Source organism: Yoonia sp. MH D7 (assembly GCF_054439475.1).
Window position 1 is genome coordinate 2698893 of record NZ_JBTJCF010000001.1, and the last position, 17641, is coordinate 2716533.

Annotated in this window: 14 protein-coding genes and 6 pseudogenes; 15 read left to right on the plus strand and 5 right to left on the minus strand. The window is 52.7% G+C overall.

Annotation, left to right across the window (positions count from 1 at the left end):
* Nucleotides 1-362 precede the first annotated feature (362 nt).
* The 8 genes and pseudogenes from dnaA to ACXLHR_RS13500 form a co-directional block, all read left to right on the plus strand.
* On the plus strand, nt 363-1703 hold the full coding sequence (gene dnaA / locus ACXLHR_RS13465) for a chromosomal replication initiator protein DnaA (RefSeq protein ID WP_458791926.1): 1341 nt from the start codon (nt 363-365) through the stop codon (nt 1701-1703).
* 126 nt (nt 1704-1829) lie between these two features.
* On the plus strand, nt 1830-2948 hold the full coding sequence (dnaN, locus tag ACXLHR_RS13470) for a DNA polymerase III subunit beta (RefSeq protein WP_458791927.1): 1119 nt from the start codon (nt 1830-1832) through the stop codon (nt 2946-2948).
* A gap of 48 nt (nt 2949-2996) precedes the next feature.
* Nucleotides 2997-4115 carry a DNA replication/repair protein RecF gene (recF, locus tag ACXLHR_RS13475; RefSeq protein WP_458791928.1) on the plus strand — a complete coding sequence of 373 codons (1119 nt, stop codon included), beginning with the start codon at nt 2997-2999 and terminating at the stop codon, nt 4113-4115.
* The gene (locus tag ACXLHR_RS13480) at nt 4112-4546 is read left to right on the plus strand and encodes a VOC family protein (protein ID WP_458791929.1); all 435 of its coding nucleotides are present in this window, start codon (nt 4112-4114) and stop codon (nt 4544-4546) included. Before recF ends, ACXLHR_RS13480 begins: the two co-directional genes overlap by 4 nt.
* Nucleotides 4536-4667, plus strand: a complete 132-nt coding sequence (locus tag ACXLHR_RS13485) for a hypothetical protein (protein ID WP_458791930.1) — start codon at nt 4536-4538, stop codon at nt 4665-4667. Before ACXLHR_RS13480 ends, ACXLHR_RS13485 begins: the two co-directional genes overlap by 11 nt.
* A 79-nt stretch (nt 4668-4746) precedes the next feature.
* Nucleotides 4747-5367, plus strand: a complete 621-nt coding sequence (locus ACXLHR_RS13490; RefSeq protein WP_458792554.1) for a LysE family translocator — start codon at nt 4747-4749, stop codon at nt 5365-5367.
* A 79-nt stretch (nt 5368-5446) separates the two neighbouring features.
* Nucleotides 5447-7864 carry a DNA topoisomerase (ATP-hydrolyzing) subunit B gene (gyrB, locus tag ACXLHR_RS13495; protein WP_458791931.1) on the plus strand — a complete coding sequence of 806 codons (2418 nt, stop codon included), beginning with the start codon at nt 5447-5449 and terminating at the stop codon, nt 7862-7864.
* A gap of 293 nt (nt 7865-8157) precedes the next feature.
* Nucleotides 8158-8385, plus strand: a pseudogene (locus tag ACXLHR_RS13500) (transposase); the annotation flags it as partial.
* A gap of 55 nt (nt 8386-8440) precedes the next feature.
* On the opposite strand, the gene ACXLHR_RS13505 reads toward ACXLHR_RS13500, so the two are convergent.
* Nucleotides 8441-9578, minus strand: a protein-coding gene (locus tag ACXLHR_RS13505; RefSeq protein ID WP_458790733.1) for an IS3 family transposase whose coding sequence is annotated in 2 segments (ribosomal slippage) — nt 8441-9283 and nt 9285-9578 — 1137 coding nt in all. Because the reading frame shifts where the segments join, the coding sequence is not laid out codon by codon here.
* A 79-nt stretch (nt 9579-9657) separates the two neighbouring features.
* On the opposite strand from ACXLHR_RS13505, the pseudogene ACXLHR_RS13510 reads away from it, so the two are divergent.
* Nucleotides 9658-10554 (plus strand): annotated as a pseudogene (locus ACXLHR_RS13510) (IS3 family transposase); the annotation flags it as partial.
* A gap of 43 nt (nt 10555-10597) precedes the next feature.
* On the opposite strand, the pseudogene ACXLHR_RS13515 reads toward ACXLHR_RS13510, so the two are convergent.
* The 4 genes and pseudogenes from ACXLHR_RS13515 to ACXLHR_RS13530 all read right to left on the minus strand — a co-directional run.
* Nucleotides 10598-11088 (minus strand): annotated as a pseudogene (locus ACXLHR_RS13515) (transposase); the annotation flags it as partial.
* Nucleotides 11089-11128: 40 nt separating this feature from the next.
* Nucleotides 11129-11653, minus strand: coding sequence for a hypothetical protein (locus ACXLHR_RS13520; protein WP_458791932.1), 525 nt, complete (start codon nt 11651-11653; stop codon nt 11129-11131).
* A gap of 338 nt (nt 11654-11991) precedes the next feature.
* A complete protein-coding gene (locus ACXLHR_RS13525) occupies nt 11992-12759 on the minus strand; it encodes a glutathione S-transferase family protein (RefSeq protein WP_458791933.1) in 768 nt (255 codons plus the stop codon).
* A 198-nt stretch (nt 12760-12957) separates the two neighbouring features.
* Nucleotides 12958-13221, minus strand: a pseudogene (locus ACXLHR_RS13530) (integrase core domain-containing protein); the annotation flags it as partial.
* A gap of 63 nt (nt 13222-13284) precedes the next feature.
* On the opposite strand from ACXLHR_RS13530, the pseudogene ACXLHR_RS13535 reads away from it, so the two are divergent.
* The 6 genes and pseudogenes from ACXLHR_RS13535 to ACXLHR_RS13560 form a co-directional block, all read left to right on the plus strand.
* A pseudogene (locus ACXLHR_RS13535) lies at nt 13285-14265 on the plus strand (IS30 family transposase); the annotation flags it as partial.
* A gap of 2 nt (nt 14266-14267) precedes the next feature.
* Nucleotides 14268-14765 (plus strand): annotated as a pseudogene (locus ACXLHR_RS13540) (site-specific integrase); the annotation flags it as partial.
* A gap of 286 nt (nt 14766-15051) precedes the next feature.
* On the plus strand, nt 15052-15732 hold the full coding sequence (locus tag ACXLHR_RS13545; RefSeq protein WP_458791934.1) for a hypothetical protein: 681 nt from the start codon (nt 15052-15054) through the stop codon (nt 15730-15732).
* Nucleotides 15733-16188: 456 nt separating this feature from the next.
* Nucleotides 16189-16923, plus strand: coding sequence for a hypothetical protein (locus tag ACXLHR_RS13550; RefSeq protein ID WP_458791935.1), 735 nt, complete (start codon nt 16189-16191; stop codon nt 16921-16923).
* A gap of 29 nt (nt 16924-16952) precedes the next feature.
* Nucleotides 16953-17246 (plus strand): helix-turn-helix transcriptional regulator, encoded by a 294-nt coding sequence (locus ACXLHR_RS13555; RefSeq protein ID WP_458791936.1) that lies wholly within the window; start codon nt 16953-16955, stop codon nt 17244-17246.
* Nucleotides 17247-17380: 134 nt separating this feature from the next.
* A complete protein-coding gene (locus tag ACXLHR_RS13560; RefSeq protein ID WP_392338314.1) occupies nt 17381-17602 on the plus strand; it encodes a hypothetical protein in 222 nt (73 codons plus the stop codon).
* The last annotated feature ends 39 nt before the right edge of the window (nt 17603-17641 follow it).

Below are 17641 nucleotides of genomic sequence, written 5' to 3' on the forward strand. Positions count from 1 at the left end.
TCACATCGTTCCGGGGGGACATGAGTGGATCGAGTCGCAAATTGGACGCAGATTTATTGCGTCGTGGCTCGATTACTCATGCAGTGAGCAGACAGCCAGAATGGCCAAATGCTTCTGTGTCTCTGGTGTCGGGCATCTATGCCGCGAACATCAGAATCCCACATCTCGGAGTTTGCCGAGGCGAGCCGTGCCAGTAGTCCTAACAACTGCGCGTGTCACCGAAGCTTTGGAAATTTGCGCAAGATACGCGCGTCCGGGGAGGAACACCCTCGAGCGAATGTAATTTTGTGTGCGTTTTGCATGTGAACGCGGCGCAGCGATTGCTGCGTCAATGTAGAGTTGGATAGAGTGACGGGACCAGAATGACGAACGACATGTGGGGTAAAATTCTGGACACGTTGAAGACAACGGTGGGCGCAAACAATTTTTCGAACTGGATCGAACCGCTCGAGTTTGTTGCACTGTCCGGTTCTGTCGTGACGTTCAAAGTTCCCACAACGTTCATCGGTAATTACGTTCAGCAGAATTTTGGCGAGCAGATCATCTATGAGATGAACCGTGCCGGCACCAGCGTAAACCGTCTGACATTCACAGCCACGGGTGCGGCACGGCTTGCTGCAAAACCCGCAAACGACGCACCGAAGGCCACCCGTGTCGATGATATCGCAGGTTCGCCGATCGATGCGCGCTTTACTTTTGACACCTTCATTGTGGGTAAGCCCAACGAGCTGGCAAATGCCGCCGCGCGCCGCGTTGCGGAAGGTGGTCCCGTAACGTTTAATCCTTTGTTTCTCTACGGCGGCGTTGGTCTTGGTAAAACACACTTGATGCACGCGATTGCACATGAATTGCAGCGTCGTAGCCCCGAATTAAACGTACTTTATCTGTCAGCCGAACAGTTCATGTACCGGTTCATCACCGCCCTGCGCGAACGCAAGATGATGGATTTCAAACAGCTGTTTCGCTCTGTTGACGTTCTGATGGTTGATGATGTGCAGTTTATGGCAGGCAAAGACAGTACTCAGGAAGAATTCTTTCACACGTTTAACGCCCTTGTGGATGCAAAAAAGCAGATCATCATTTCCGCGGACCGGGCGCCAGGCGAAATCAAAGATCTCGAAGAGCGAATCAAATCGCGCATGCAGTGCGGTCTCGTTGTTGATTTACACCCGACAGACTACGAGTTGCGTTTGGGCATCTTGCAATCCAAAGTAGAGGTTTACCGTAACCAATATCCCGGCTTGACGATTTCAACCGGTGTATTGGAATTCCTCGCGCACCGTATTTCGACCAACGTGCGCGTCCTTGAGGGTGCTCTGACCCGTTTGTTCGCGTTTGCCTCACTTGTAGGGCGTGAAATCACGTTGGAACTGACCCAAGATTGCCTCTCGGATGTGCTGAAAGCCTCTGATCGCAAGGTGACAGTCGAGGAAATTCAACGCAAAGTATCCGAGCATTACAATATTCGCTTGTCCGAGATGATTGGACCTAAGCGCGTGCGCAACTATGCCCGCCCGCGTCAAATGGCGATGTATTTGGCTAAACACATGACCAGTCGGTCCCTGCCAGAAATTGGCCGCCGTTTTGGTGGTCGTGATCACACAACCGTCATGCACGGCGTCAAGCGCATTGAAGAGCTGAAAGCAATCGACAGCCAGATTGCGGATGATCTGGAATTATTGCGTCGCGCCCTTGAGGAATAGTCAATTGGCTTGACCATCGCGCAACACTCGCAGACTGTTTGCATTAACGGCTTGAGGCCGCTGAAAAATGCGGTAGCTTGCAACTTCGAACGGCGTCGGCCCAACAAGATATGCGGAGCATGGGACATGAAATTAAGTATTGAACGCGCAAGCCTTTTAAAGGCAGTCGCACAGGCCCAATCCGTGGTCGAGCGCCGCAATACGATCCCTATTCTGGCGAACGTGCTGATAGAGGCCGCAGAGGATAGCGTGCATTTCCGCGCGACCGACTTGGATATAGAGGTTGTTGACCGCGCGCCCGCGCAAGTCACCCGCGCAGGTGCAGTCACCGTTTCCGCGGTGACACTGAATGAGATTGTGCGCAAACTGCCTGATGGCGCACTGGTGACCCTCACAGAAGACAGTGCAACGGGCCGTCTCACGATCGAAGCAGGCCGTTCTAACTTCTCTTTGGCGACTTTGCCAAAAGAAGATTTCCCCGTGATGGCCTCTTCTCAATATGCTGTAAATTTTTCCGCACCTGCGCCTGTGCTTCGTCGCCTTTTCGACAAATCAAAATTCGCAATTTCCACCGAGGAAACCCGCTACTACTTGAACGGTGTGTACTTGCACGTCGCTGATGGTGATGGCGGTAAAGTGCTGCGCTGTGTGGCGACCGATGGGCACCGCCTTGCACGCATTGATGCAGACCTACCTGCGGGTGCAGGCGATATGGCAGGTGTGATTGTGCCGCGCAAGACCGTGGGTGAGTTGCGCAAACTTCTCGACGACGATGATATGCAAATCGCTGTGTCAGTGTCCGAAACAAAGATACGCTTTGCGACACCCGATATTACATTAACATCAAAAGTGATCGACGGCACGTTCCCTGATTACACCCGCGTCATCCCGCAGGGCAACACTCGCAAACTTGAAGTCGACGCCGCAGAATTTGCGCGCGCTGTTGACCGCGTAGCAACTGTGTCATCCGAGCGGTCGCGTGCTGTGAAACTTTCCCTTGATGAGGATCGTTTGATTCTTTCGGTGAATGCTCCTGACAGTGGTGCTGCCGAAGAAGAACTTGCAGTAGCCTATAGCGACGAGCGTCTGGAGATCGGCTTTAACGCAAAATACCTGCTGGAAATCGCCAGTCAGGTTGATCGGGAAAACGCCGTTTTCCTTTTCAATTCTAGTGGCGACCCTACCTTGATGCGCGAAGGGAATGACACTTCCGCGATCTATGTCGTCATGCCGATGCGCGTCTAGGGCGTTTTGGTTTCCTACGCTCTGCATAATTTTTAAGGGGGTCGGTGAATGTCGCCCCTCTCTTTATCTGAGCTGACACTCTCGCACTTCAGATCCCACAAGCGCGCTGTCATGGCTTGCGACGGGCGACCCGTAGCAATTTACGGACCAAACGGTGCTGGTAAAACCAACCTTCTTGAAGCGGTATCATTGCTTTCACCCGGCCGTGGGCTACGCCGCGCCGCACCCGAAGACCTGATCCGTAAACCGGAAGCGCTTGGCTGGAAGGTCACAAGCGTCCTTTCAACCGGACATCAAACCCACGAAATCGAAACATGGGCAGAGCCGCAATCGTCGCGAAACGTGCGTATAGACGGTAAATCAACTCCTCAAAATGCGCTGGGACGGATTGCCCGTATCCTCTGGCTGGTCCCTGCGATGGACCGCCTCTGGATCGAGGGGGCAGAAGGGCGCAGACGGTTCTTAGACCGTGCTACTCTGTCGTTTGAACCAACCCACGCCGACGCGGTTCTGACCTATGAGAAAGCGATGCGAGAACGGAACCGCCTGCTGAAAGATATGGTGCGTGACGCCCATTGGTATACCTCATTGGAACGCCAAATGGCCGACGCTGGTGCGAAAATCCACCAAAATCGCACCGCCGCGATTGCCGCGCTGATGGTTGCACAGAACGCAACCAGAACAGCTTTCCCAACGGCGGCTCTTTCACTTATTCATGCCGATCCTGCAATTGACGCACCGGACGATCCCGAGGCCATAGCCGCCGCACTTGCGAAAAGCAGGCCGCGCGATATGTCCGCTGGACGCACCCTTGTCGGCCCGCATCGTGCTGATCTCGCAGCGGTATTTGCGGACAAAGGGATTGCTGCGAAAGACTGTTCCACTGGCGAACAAAAGGCGCTGCTTATCAGCCTGATCCTCGCCAACGGACGCGCCTTGATCCGTGACTTTGGCGCGCCGCCTATTTTACTTTTGGATGAGATTGCAGCACACCTTGACGCCACGCGCAGGGCCGCGCTTTATGATGAGATATGCGCATTGGGGTCGCAGGCCTTTATGACAGGTACAGGACCTGAATTGTTCGTGGAATTGGGCAGTCGTGCCCAATTCGTAGAAGTAACCGAAATAAGCGGCCTCTCGTCGCTAAATGATAGGGGGCTGATATGACACCGCAACGTGTCACTTTAATCACTCTTGGCGTGGCTGAACTTGACCGCGCAAAAACGTTTTACGCCGCACTTGGCTGGACCCCGACCAGCGAAATGCAGGGGTCTGTTGTGTTCTATCAAATGAACGGCTTGGCATTGGGTTTTTTCGGACTTGAACCACTTGCCAAAGATCAAGGACGCCCCGATGCCAAATTAGGAACCGGTGCCATGACATTGGCGCAGAATTTCGAAACTGAATCCGAAGTAGACGCAGCTTACGCGCTTGCTGTGAAATCAGGGGCGACAGCAATGAAAGCGCCCGAAAAGGTGTTCTGGGGCGGCTACTCTGGCTATTATGCGGATCCCGACGGTCACGTTTGGGAGCTTGCGATGAACCCGTTCTGGACGCTGAACGTTGACGGTAGTTTGACGATTCCCGATGCAAGTTGAACACATCGAGGAAGTGCGACTGATCGCCGACGAAGAAGCACAAATTATAGAACTCTTTCTGGCAGGGGTTGGTGATGTAGGGCAATCGCACTTGGAGTTTCTGATGGGTTGGGTGATTTAATGGTTTTGGCGATGGGCGCAATGATTTGGGATGTGACTGGTTATGTTGCCCTTTTGGGTTTCAAGTTTTGATGCCTGAGATGACAATTTCTGCGTCAGACTTGTTATTATATGCGGGCGCCCTGTGCTTGCTTTTTGCGACACCCGGACCGGTTTGGGTCGCACTGATCGCGCGGGCGCTGTCGGGTGGGTTCCATGCCGCATGGCCGCTCGCTCTTGGCGTGGTGGTCGGCGATGTGCTCTGGCCGCTCTTTGCGATCTTAGGGTTAACGTGGATCGTCTCGGTTTTTTCAGGGTTTATGGTGGCGTTAAAGTGGGTGGCCTGCGCGACGTTGTTGTTCATGGGCTACATGATTTTACGCAATGCCGGCAAAACCATCGCGACTGATGGCCGGCTGACAAAACCTGGCATGTGGTCGGGTTTTCTGGCAGGATTGGTCGTCATTTTAGGCAATCCGAAAGCGATCCTGTTTTACATGGGAATGTTGCCGGGATTCTTTGATCTGACCATTTTAACCGGTGCCGACATCGCCGCAATTTGCTTTATATCGTTGCTCGTTCCACTTGTGGGCAACCTCATTTTGGCAGCGTCGATTGACCGAATGAAGTCGTTTCTGACGTCCCCAATAGCACTGCGCAGGACCAATATAACCGCAGGAACAATGCTTATTCTTGTCGGGCTGGTAATCCCGTTTATGTAACACAAAATATGGGGGTTTCGCCGTGACAATCCCCGTTAAAATGGCTATGTTTTGCGGATAGAAAAACAGGAAAATCCGCATGTCCGATGAACATACCGAAAACGCCGCTTACGGCGCAGATTCCATCAAAGTTTTGAAGGGGTTAGATGCCGTTCGTAAACGTCCGGGGATGTATATTGGTGACACCGATGACGGGTCTGGCCTGCACCACATGGTCTACGAGGCCGTGGATAATGGCATTGACGAAGCACTGGCCGGTCACGCCGACCATGTCACCGTGACAATCCATGCAGATAGCTCGATTTCCGTCGTGGATAACGGACGCGGTATTCCGGTTGATATGCACAAAGAAGAGGGCATGTCTGCCGCCGAGGTTATTATGACCCAGCTCCACGCAGGCGGCAAATTTGATAGCAATTCTTATAAGGTGTCGGGCGGTCTGCACGGCGTTGGTATCTCGGTTGTAAACGCACTGTCCGACTGGCTAGAACTGCGCATCTGGCGCAACAATAAAGAACACTACATCCGGTTTGAAGACAGCTTGACAGTGAAGCCGCTTGAGGTTGTAGGTCCTGCAAATGGCCGTAAAGGCACCGAAGTGCGCTTCATGGCCTCCACAGGCACGTTCTCAAACCGGAACTATTCATTTGAGACATTGGAAAAACGTCTTCGCGAACTGGCATTTCTGAATTCTGGCGTGCGGATCATTTTGACAGACGAGCGTCCGGCTGAGGCCCTGCGTAGCGAGTTGTTTTATGAGGGTGGCGTCAAGGAATTCGTCAAATACCTCGACCGCTCTAAAACACCGGTCATGGAAGAACCGATTTATGTGGTTGGTGAACGTGACGATATCGTGGTCGAGGTCGCAATGTGGTGGAACGATACCTATAACGAGATGGTTCTTCCTTTTACCAATAACATTCCGCAGCGCGATGGGGGCACGCATATCGCGGGCTTCCGTGGCGCCCTGACCCGGACGATTAACAACTACGCACAGTCCTCGGGCATTGCGAAAAAGGAAAAAATTAGCTTTACAGGGGATGACGCACGCGAAGGTTTGACTTGCGTTTTGTCGGTCAAAGTTCCTGATCCAAAGTTTTCGTCCCAGACGAAAGACAAACTGGTGTCCTCGGAGGTACGTCCAGCAGTCGAGGGGCTTGTTTCCGAAAAGCTGGCCGAGTGGTTTGAGGAAAACCCTGCGATTGCCCGTCAAGTTGTTGGTAAAATCGTAGAGGCGGCTCATGCCCGCGAAGCGGCGCGTAAGGCTCGCGAGTTGACCCGCCGCAAAACCGCAATGGATGTGAATTTTCTTGCAGGTAAGCTCAAGGATTGCTCCGAAAAAGACCCATCCAAAACCGAAGTCTTCCTCGTGGAGGGTGACTCTGCTGGTGGTTCTGCGCAGACAGGCCGTGACCGTGGGACGCAGGCAATTTTACCACTCAAGGGTAAAATCCTGAACGTCGAACGCGCGCGCTTTGACCGCATGCTAGGATCTCAGGAAATCGGCAACCTAGTTATGGCGCTGGGCACCGGTATCGGCCGCGACGAGTTCAACATTAAAAAATTGCGCTACCATAAGATCGTTATTATGACGGATGCGGACGTCGACGGGGCGCACATCCGGACCCTGCTCTTGACGTTCTTCTTCCGTCAGATGCCCGAGCTGATTGAGGGTGGATATCTCTACATCGCGCAACCACCGCTATACAAGGTCAGCCGCGGCAAGTCCGAGGTTTACCTCAAGGACCAAGCTGCGATGGACGATTACCTGATCGAGCAGGGCTCGGAGGGTGCTTTCTTGCGCCAAGGTAATGGCGAAGAAATTAGCGGTGCTGACCTGCGCCGTGTCGTGGACGAAGCCCGCCAATTCAAAAACCTGCTTAATGCATTCCCGACGCATTATCCGCGCCACATTCTCGAACAAGCGGCTATCGCCGGTGCCTTTGTTCCCGGCGTGGTTGATGGCGATTTGCAAGGCACCGCCGACCGCGTGGCCAAGCGTTTGGACTTGATCGCCGAAGAGTGGGAGCGCGGCTGGCAGGGCCGTATCACGCAAGACATGGGGATGCGGTTGGCGCGTATTTTGCGCGGCGTGGAAGAAGTTCGCACGCTTGATGGTAAGATTTTGCGCGGCGGAGAAGCAAAACGCACAGGCTCTTTCACCAAAGGATTGCAAGACGTTTACGAATTGCCCGCAATGCTTGTGCGCAAGGACCGCAATCAGCTAATCCATGGTCCGCTTGATCTGCTTAAAGCGATTTTGGACGAGGGCGAACGTGGCTTGTCGTTGCAGCGCTATAAGGGATTGGGTGAAATGAACCCGGAGCAGCTATGGGAAACGACCCTGGACCCTGATGCGCGCACACTTTTGCAGGTGCGGGTCGAGGATCTGGCCGAGGCTGACGATTTATTCACAAAACTGATGGGCGACGTTGTTGAACCGCGCCGTGAATTCATCCAAAAGAACGCACTGTCAGTTGAGAATCTGGACTTTTGACGCTTTGTAGGATCGCGCATAACCTTACGTTCCACCCAAAGGTTTGCGCGATTCACCCAATAGTTTGCGCCCTCACCCTTTGAAGGTTTTTTCTCAAAGTCGGACTTGCTGAGTGCTCGGTGTCGTTTTTCCGACGGTAGATTTTTACCGAGTAGCTGACAGCGAGCGAAAGGTGGTCGAATACCACACTCTATGATGTCGGTGTGCGTCGAGAGCAGGCTACGGGCTACTGGTCTTGTCCCGGTTTAGTTCCGGTCTCTTTCGAGCAATGTTTGCTATGAAGGAGACAAGAAATGGTAACGAGATACACAGACGAGTTTCGACGTGATGCGGTACGCATCGCCACGACCAGCGGCTTAACACGCCCTCAGGTTTCATCTGATTTGGGTGTTGGGCTTTCGACCCTGAACAAATGGGTTCAGAAACACCAGCATGATGATTTGATGTCGGGTCCTCATGAAGATGTGGAGCGGGAGAACGAACGCCTTCGCAAGGAAGTCCGCGTGCTGCGAGAGGAGAGGTGGTCCTAGATTTTAGACCAGTTTACATCCTTGTTAAGGTGGATCTGGGTTTTATTTAGGCTGCTAATCTCATTGGTTCTGTTTTGCTGACATAGGCCTCATCTGGGGTCAATATGCCGTGAGTTGAATGCGGGCGCTCAGAGTTGTAATACGTCAGCCATTTGCCGATCCCAGCCCGCATTTCCGAGCCTGTCTCAAAGGCATTCAAATAGACGCATTCATACTTCAACGATCGCCAGAGCCTTTCGATCATGCGATTGTCGCGCCATGCGCCTTTTCCGTCCATGCTGATCTTGATGTCTGCGTCGACCAGCACGTCGATCCAAGCGCCGCTGGTAAATTGGCTGCCCTGATCGGTGTTGAAGATTTCCGGCGTGCCGTGCTTGGCGAGCGCCTCTTTCAAAGCCTCGACGCAAAAGTCTGCATCCATACTGTTGGACAGCCGCCACGAAAGCACTTTGCGGCTGTGCCAATCCATGATCGCCACGAGATACAGGAAGCCGCGTCGCATCGGTATGTAGGTAATATCTGCGCACCAAACCTGATTTGGGCGGTCAATTGCCGCATTCCTCAGCAAGTAAGGCCAGATCTTGTGATGCGGATGCTTTTTACTTGTGTTGGGCTCCTGATAGATCGGAACCAGACGCATAAGCCGCATCAAGCGCCGGATCCGGTGGCGGCCACATTGGTGATTGTTGCGCTTCATGTACCGGGCCATCTGACGCGATCCATACCAAGGCGTTTCCAGGAACTGTTTGTCGATGATTTCCATGAACCGCAGGTTCTCAGCGCTCTCGCCGACGGGCTGGTAGTAAAGCCGCGAACGCGACAACTGCAATAGTTCGCACTGTTTACGCATGCTTAACTTATGATCTCGGCTCACCATTTTTTGCCTCGCATCCCGAGGCCGTTAGGCGCTGCGAGGCATCCGCCAAAAAATCTCGCTCCACAACAAGCTGACCTATCTTGGAATGCAGCTTGTCGACGTCAACGGCACTTACCCCATCGGGCGCTGAACCTTTGCGCGTAAATGCCGTCGCCATATTCTCTATCGCCGCCCGTTTCCAAGTCCCTATCTGGGTCGGATGAACGCCATATTTTTTGGACAGTTCCGCCATCGACATCTCCTCGCGGATTGCTTCAAGCGCAACCTTGGCTTTGAAATCGGGCGAATGGTTCTTTCGTTTTGTCATTTGGGATCACTTCTTTCGTCATGCGATCCACCTTAACAACTGGTCCGAAAATCCGCGACCACCTCTAGGAGAGGGAAGTGTTAAAAAAAGCGGCGATCTTCTTTGCAGGCCAAAGTCGGTGAGGTTTACCTTCATTGACGCCTGGAGAGAAGAATGGCCGGTTGAGTTTCTGTGCTGGGTTATGCAGGTCACATCACGTGGGTATCGTGCGTGGCGGGTCCGCCCAATGTGTCAGCGACAGCGTGATGATATGGTGATCTTAGCTCATATTCGTGACCAACACCGTCTCAGCCTGCAAAGCTACGGCCGCCCCCGGATGACTGAAGAGTTACAGGAACTGGGGCTGGCGGTAGGCCACCGGCGTGTGGGGCGCTTGATGCGAGACAACAGCATAAAGATTGTCAGAACTCGTAAATTCAAGGCTACAACCGACAGCAATCACACCTTTAACATCGCCCCCAATCTGTTGGATCAGGATTTTTCTGCTGATGCCCCAAACCAGAAATGGGCAGGCGACATTTCATATATCTGGACCAGTGAAGGCTGGCTGTATCTGGCGGTCATTCTCGACCTATACTCCCGACGCGTCATCGGTTGGGCGGTCAGCAATCGTATGAAGAGGGACCTGGCAATCCGGGCATTGGATATGGCTGTCGCGCTGCGACAGCCGCCTAAGGGCTGCATTCATCATACGGATCGCGGGTCGCAATATTGTTCAGGCGACTATCAGAAGCGCCTGAACAAACGTGGCTTCGAAGTATCGATGAGCGGAAAAGGCAATTGTTACGACAATTCCATGGTTGAAACGTTCTTCAAATCCCTCAAGGCTGAGCTGATCTGGCGCAACCGTTGGGAAACCAGACGTCAAGCCGAAGGGGCGATATTTCAGTATATCAATGGGTTCTACAATCCACGACGCTGGCACTCGTCGTTAGGAGGTAAAAGCCCCTTGGCCTTCGAACGAAAGGCTGCCTAAATGAACTGAGAGACCGGAACGTAAACGCGACAAGACCATCACGTAGATCATCGGCCAGCTTCCGATAGCCATAGACCTTCCCGCTATCTGTCCATGCTTGGTGGATCAGCTCTGTCTGCCGCGCATCTTCAAGCGCGCGTACGCTTAACGGTTCTTTAAGCCATGCATAGAACCCGCTGAAATGCACAGCCAGCACACGACACATCGACCGCACCGAAAACTCCGCACGATGACCCTCAATAAACGCGTGCCTCACTGAGACTTTCGCGCGAAGTACGCGGTCGCCTTTTTTAAGATTGTGCGTTCCTCGGTGACGCGGGCCAGCTCTCGCTTCAACCGTCTGATCTCAGCAGCCTGCTCCGCAACCTCCGATCTGACACGTGGCGACTTCGCAAATTGCGCCTTCCAAGTGTACAGCGACTTGGTGCTTATCCCCAGCCGCTCGGCGACTTCGCTGACCGCATATCCACGCTCAACAACCTGCGCCACAGCGTCCTGTTTGAACTCGTCTGTAAACCGTATTCCTTTGGTCATATCCGTCTCTCCTTGGTTCCAAAATTACCAAGCAAAGCGTCTACAAATCTAGGGGCACCTCATATCGCCGTGTCGGATCAGATGAAAAAACACTGATTGTTGGTGAGACAAGGGCAGTGTTTCCATTCTTCCAGTTATACCGAGAGCCGTGATGCGGCACTTGGAAAGTTGCAATGGCATTCGCTCGTTTGTCCCCCAGGTATTTCGCCAATTGAAGCCAATGCGCCTTTGATGAGAAGTTGCCATCACCAGTATAAAGGATCGGAGCTGGAACCTCTGCTAAGGGGGTCGGAGCCGGCTCCACCATGCTCCCAGTCTCCATTTTCCAACGGCTTAGGGGCACGGGCCCTGAGTAGAGCGACAGCGAAAGATCGTTCTGAAGCCCTGCAGGAAAACTACGACGATATAGTTTCTTCAGGTTTTCCAGCGCTATTTCGCGTTTTGACTCGTCATAACCCAACAAATCCTGCCGAACTGACAGGACATTTTTCTTAAAGTCTTCCGGCGTCTTGGGGGCAGATTTGGGGTCGTTGTAAGGTAAGAACTCCCATGCGCCATTTTTCACAAAACGATCTCCCTCAGCCAGATATTTCTTGTGCCAGCTGCGCTCTGTGTTGTCGTCCAGAAGGGGGAACCTTTGCTATTTGGGCACATGACATCACACCATTCAGCAGAAAAAGTGCATTCTCCCTCCGCGCGATATCGTGATCCTCAAACTGGTACTTCACGCAAGATAAAAGTTCAAGACGGTCTGCAGCGGTAAGAAAATTAGGGCGGATCATCAAGACACCTGAATCTCATTCACTCAGTCCGTCAATGCAAAAGTCGGGTGTTCAAAGTCTCCGAGTATAGTTATCATCCGAAATTCTGGATGTTAGATACTTTGGTGATCCAAAGAATGGCTCATCTCGGCATTTTTTCCCGGTAAAGTGGACCAATTGGCAAAAATTCCGTCATGCGTGACTTTGGATAAAATGCCTCGGCGTAGGCGGGACGTCCGCTGAGTCGTTGGAACCAATCGGAAACGCGGGGCGACCCTTTTTTCCACATGTCAGAAAAGCCCAGATCGTCAAGACGATCCATAAACGGTGCGGCGACGATGTCAGCCAAACCAAAGTTGGGCCCGGACAGCCAAGGCTCATCCACGAGACCTTTTTCCATACGCGCAATCGAAGATGATAGCTGTTCCATAGCGTTGTCGACTTCTGTGTCGTCAAACCCTTTGCGGCCCATCTTTTCGTAGAAATGTTTGCGCAGCGGGCGCACGTCGGCCTGTTCTTTTTGAAAGGCATCGTCATCTAGCCCGTCGTACCGTGGCAGGAACCCCATATTGAATGACGGGACACGGATCGCTGGCACAGGAACCTCGTCGATATAGCAAATCCAGGCGCGCACCCGTGCGCGTTCAACAGGACCTACTGGCATTAACGGATTGTCGGGGAACACCTCATCGAGGTATTCACAGATTACCCCAGAATCCAGAACAGGACGGCCATCATGCACCAGTGTTGGAACCACCCCATTAGGATTGATCGCCAAATATTCCGGCGCGAGCTGTTCATTGGTGCCGAGATTCACCAGTTTACTTTCATACTTGAGCCCCTTTTCTGCAAGGCAAAGACGGACTTTTTGGCTGCAAGTAGAGTGATTAGCGTGATGTAGTAACAGCATGTCAACCTCGATAATTTATTTATATTTAAGATTATATCGATATTAATCCACAATGCAATCGCGCTATTTAATTCGAAGAATCGGCTGCGTAATCCGTTGAAAATGGGTGCGAATTCGGTCGCGCCAAGCATCACCATCAGAGGTGGTCATAGTTATTCGCCCAGTTTGCAGCCTTGTTAAGATGGATCAGGATTTCATTTAGGCTGCTAATCTCATTGGTTCTATTTTGCTGACAGAGGCCTCATCGGGAATCAATATGCCGTGGGTCGATTGCGGGCGCTCCGAGTTGTAGTAGGTCAGCCATTTGCCGATCCCGGGGCACATTTCTGAACCTGTCTCAAAAGCATTCAGATAAACGCATTCGTATTTGAGCGACCGCCATAGACGTTCGACCATGCGATTGTCACGCCACGCGCCTTTGCCATCCATGCTGATCTTAATCTTTGCTTCCGTGAGTACGTCGATCTGCGGTTTTAAAGGGTCGACGCAACACTTTAATCTTTATGGAAAGATGGAGTGTTTATAATGAAGTATCGCACACGTACGTTTTATACGGACCAGCAGAAATCCGAGATGTGGGATCGGTGGCAACGCGGCGATTCAATGGGGTCGATTGGCCGTCACTTCAATCGTGCGTCTTCTTCGATCTTCCCTCATTTGGCGCGAACTGGTGGGATCCGACCTGCTGATCGTACACGGTCAAGATGTGCTTTGAGCCTTATTGAACGGGAAGACGTTTCCCGAGGGCTTGTCGCCGAACAGTCATTTCGTTCAATCGCGCAACACCTGAACCGGTCGCCTTCGACAATCAGCCGAGAGGTTCGCAGAAATGGCGGACGCCAAGCCTATCGCGCGACCCACTCAGACCAGCGCGCTTGGGACTGCGCAACACGGCCCAAGTTGTGTCAGCTCTCATTCAATGATCCATTGTGCCAGTTGATAGCGCGCAAGCTGCGACGGAAATGGTCGCCGCAGCAAATTGCAGGCTGGCTCAAACGAAGATACCCTGATGAAGAGCAAAATCGCGTGTCACACGAAACGATATATCGCAGCCTCTATGTCCAAACCCGAGGGGTTTTGAAGAAGGAATTGCAGGAATGTCTGCGCAGTCGACGTGCGATACGACGCTCCAGGCATGCCACCCAAAAGGGCCTTGAATTACGTAAAATCAAGAATGCTGTTTCGATCAGCGAACGTCCAGCTGAGGTCGAAGATCGTGCCATTCCGGGCCATTGGGAGGGCGATTTGATTGCGGGCTCGAACAACAGTTACATCGCCACGCTGGTTGAGCGTCATTCCCGTTTTGTGATGCTGGCGAAAGTTGCGAACAAAGACACCCAGAGTGTGACCACAGCCCTGATCAAACAGGCACGAAAGCTTCCCAAGGAGCTCTACAAATCCCTGACGTGGGGCCGCGGGTCTGAAATGTCGGGGCATCAAAAGTTCACCATAGCCACAAATATCGATGTCTACTTCTGTGACCCACAACCTCCGTGGCAACGTGGTTGAAACTGTTGATCTTGACCGGATGCCGCTTGGGAGAAATTCAAACGCTAAAATGGGACTACATCATGCCCCGCCATATCGAGCTGCCTGACAGTAAAGTCGGAGCAAGGCGCATTCCGCTACCCCAAGCTGCGCAAGACGTATTGGACGCCCTGCCCTGTCAGTCATGCAACCCCTACATCATCGCAGGCAAGCTCGCAGGGTCATACGCTACGGACCTCCAGCGGCCATGGCGACGTATCCGCGCGCGCGCTGAATTGCCGACAACCCGCATTCACGATCTACGCCATACCTATGCATCAATGGCAGTCTCCGGCGGCATGCCTATCCAAATGGTAGGACGGCTCTTAGGCCATACCCAATTGCAGACCACCATGCGCTACGCCCACCTTGCAGACGAACCCGTCTTGGAAGCAGCGCAGCAAAACGCGGCACAGCTTAGCGGGTTGATATCGCCAGCACAGGCTGGATCGGGTGCGCGTTTGCGAGTGGTGCGTTAAGTGGACGTTGTGGATTATAAATAGAGTTGCCATCATGCAGACCATGTCACCGTCGGCCTAATTTGATCCAAAGTTTTTGGTCAAATTAAACCGTTCAACAAACGGTGGTTTTTGGAACGGGTCGTTGATGCTGGATTTCGCTTGTCGGCTGGTGGAGCCAAAGATACACAACCAGCTTTCCATGAAGTATGGCGGGACTAAGCGAACACGAAGTCGCTTTCGCTGAGGTCATACTCCAAGTAACTTCGATTCATTATTAATGATACTACTCAGGATGAGTGTGAAGATGAAACTACTACTTTTAGTTGCGGCACTTATGTCGACTCCATATGTGGTGTCGGCCCTCCCACACAAAGATGGAATTGTGTCGGTGGGAAATCGTGAGTTCTTTGTGGGTGAGTTGACGAAATCTTTTAGGGATGATTCATGGGAATTTGATTTTAGGTTCGCACTGCCGCTCAAGATACTCTTGGACAATGATCCGCTTTTATCGGACCAATCTGTAAAGTTCTTTAGCAGCCGCGTTCCCGCAACGGAGTTGGTCGGCGAGTTTCCTACCGAAATGGGTAAGCTTGAGAGACTTGAGGATGATCCTGCATATATGGCGGATGGCCATGACATCGTTTCATTTGGCTATCTCGATGAATATGTCTACCCAAAGAATTCACCTATCAAATATTCGGTTTTTTGCGTACGTGGTGGGTTTAACCCAGGCGAGTTGAATTTGTGTGACATTGCGGTCGCCTATCCATATGCAAGCAACGTGTTGCTAACCGCAAGAAAGTACTTCCCCGGAAAGCTACCCGAGATCAGCGACAACTTTGAGCCTATTGCAACCAGACTGATTGAAATTGCCGTCTGTCTGGATGTAACTGATCAAAGCGATGCTGAACGGCGGATGCGTGCGGCGGAGCTATTGGAACAGAATTCAGAACTAGCTGATTGCAAAATTTTAATTGGTTCGTAGCAGGCTTAATACAGAGGAAAATTCGCCAACTTTCTCTTCACATCATTGGGCCGCAGCAGATGTATTCTGCGGATAAGTTGGTGCTCGTTCTAAGGTTTTACAACCATGCTCTGATCCCCGCGCCCTTCATTGTCAACGACGACGCCCTCAGATGCCATGCCAAAAACGCTCGTTTTTGGAACGCGGGCAAATCACCCCATTTACCGCCACCACAAACCCCGTTCAAAACCTATGTTGTTGTTGAAGGTTTTTGCCCCAGCGTTAACGGTTATTTGTGTACCACGCGGCGTTCATCAGTTTCAGCGCCAAGCTCAAAAACCAGCCCCATACCTTATGTAACATTACATAGGGCGCATGTCGGTCTAATGCCCCCCTTGGAATTCCCTATGTAAAGTAATGTAAGGGCCAATAATGTGTGATCCGCCCTTACATTACTTTACATAGGGATACCTGACCTTGCCGCCAGCGCCTGCCCATCATTACAAAGCAACGTATCGCGCCGCTGATTTGGAAAAGCTGGTTAGCGACTTTGCCATACCTGACGCACAGCGCGACGGGCTGGGGCCGCTTCTAGAAGACCTCGCGGCGATCTGGCGTTGGAAGCAACCGCCTGCCACGGCAATCGGAACGGCTGCTAAATCCGCTGCGGCTCTGCAGCGGGTCGCCAAGCTCGCGGACCAGCTCGGCACAGCTCTCGGTGACTTGCCGCCCTCCGCGCAGGACGCGCTACGTTTAACCTATGCCAGCACGGGCAGTGCCATGGTTTTAGCAATGAACGACGACGCCATATCGCATGGTGCGGCCTTTAGTGTTCCGCAGGCCGATGGATCGCAACAAATTATTGAACTACAGCAAGACGACATTCATGGTTTGGTCGCGCATATCTCGGCCATGGCGTTGCAGGCGGCGGACCTGCCAGCAGGACAGGCAGGCGCAAAGCGCGATCATGGTTTAAAGCTGTGGGTCGCCAATGTGGAAGCCTACTGGACGCAAACGCTTGGCCGGAGCTTCAGTCGCGATGTCACATCCACAGGAGAGCCGATCTCCGAAGCGGCGCGATTTTGCGTTGCGGCCTTTGCCCCCGTCAGTGCGGAAACGCTGCCAAGCCGCGTGTTGCAGGAGATGAAACTTTGCATCAAAGCCACCCGTGAAAAATCTACTGGAAGAATTACACCGCAAAACGACGCGTAACTCTTCCAGCGAATGGACGTGCAAACTGCATGCCTCCCCCCGTATTCAAAGGCTATCGCAGGCCAGAGCACGGAAGGGAAACATCATGCAGGCACAGACAGACAACTGTAAGAGACTTAAGCCAATCCAACAAATTTTGGGACGGCTTTATCCCCGAAGCCGAAGCGGCAGACTTTCTCTGCCAATCGGTGCGCACGATCCAGAAATGGCGCGTCACAGGGGCCGGACCACAATTCTATAAGTTCGGGCGCTCGGTTCGGTATCGCCGTCGCGAATTGACCGATTGGGTCGAAGCGCGGCGCAAGGCGCACACCTCTCAATAATCAGTTTTGCCCGTTCGCAGTTGGCAACGGCGGACGGGATTTTGGGGCCGACGGCTTCAACAAGGGGCGCGAGGTATCGCACTTCGCGCCCTTCTTATGTCTGCCAGCAACTTCTCACACAAAGGACTACAACCATGACCAACCAACCCGCCCATAAAATCAAGATTGGCCTGATTACGGCCACCATTTGGGACAACGACGGCTTTCACTCTGTGGATGTCACCCGTTCTTACAAATCAGGCGACGGCGATTGGAAGAACACAGCCAGCTTTGCGCAGGGCGATTTACTCAACTTAGCGAAGGTTGCTGAACGCGCTGAGATTTGGGTCAGTCGCAAAGCCAGTGAACGCCAATAACTTGTAGGCCGAGCTTTTAGCTCGGCCCCAAAACCAAAG

Coding starts and splice junctions, on each gene's coding strand:
- dnaA (WP_458791926.1), top strand. CDS start 363: ATGACGAACGACATGTGGGGTAAAATTCTGGACACGTTGAAGACAACG.
- dnaN (WP_458791927.1), top strand. CDS start 1,830: ATGAAATTAAGTATTGAACGCGCAAGCCTTTTAAAGGCAGTCGCACAG.
- recF (WP_458791928.1), top strand. CDS start 2,997: ATGTCGCCCCTCTCTTTATCTGAGCTGACACTCTCGCACTTCAGATCC.
- ACXLHR_RS13480 (WP_458791929.1), top strand. CDS start 4,112: ATGACACCGCAACGTGTCACTTTAATCACTCTTGGCGTGGCTGAACTT.
- ACXLHR_RS13485 (WP_458791930.1), top strand. CDS start 4,536: ATGCAAGTTGAACACATCGAGGAAGTGCGACTGATCGCCGACGAAGAA.
- ACXLHR_RS13490 (WP_458792554.1), top strand. CDS start 4,747: ATGACAATTTCTGCGTCAGACTTGTTATTATATGCGGGCGCCCTGTGC.
- gyrB (WP_458791931.1), top strand. CDS start 5,447: ATGTCCGATGAACATACCGAAAACGCCGCTTACGGCGCAGATTCCATC.
- ACXLHR_RS13525 (WP_458791933.1), bottom strand. CDS start 12,759: ATGCTGTTACTACATCACGCTAATCACTCTACTTGCAGCCAAAAAGTC.
- ACXLHR_RS13545 (WP_458791934.1), top strand. CDS start 15,052: ATGAAACTACTACTTTTAGTTGCGGCACTTATGTCGACTCCATATGTG.
- ACXLHR_RS13555 (WP_458791936.1), top strand. CDS start 16,953: ATGCCTCCCCCCGTATTCAAAGGCTATCGCAGGCCAGAGCACGGAAGG.
- ACXLHR_RS13560 (WP_392338314.1), top strand. CDS start 17,381: ATGACCAACCAACCCGCCCATAAAATCAAGATTGGCCTGATTACGGCC.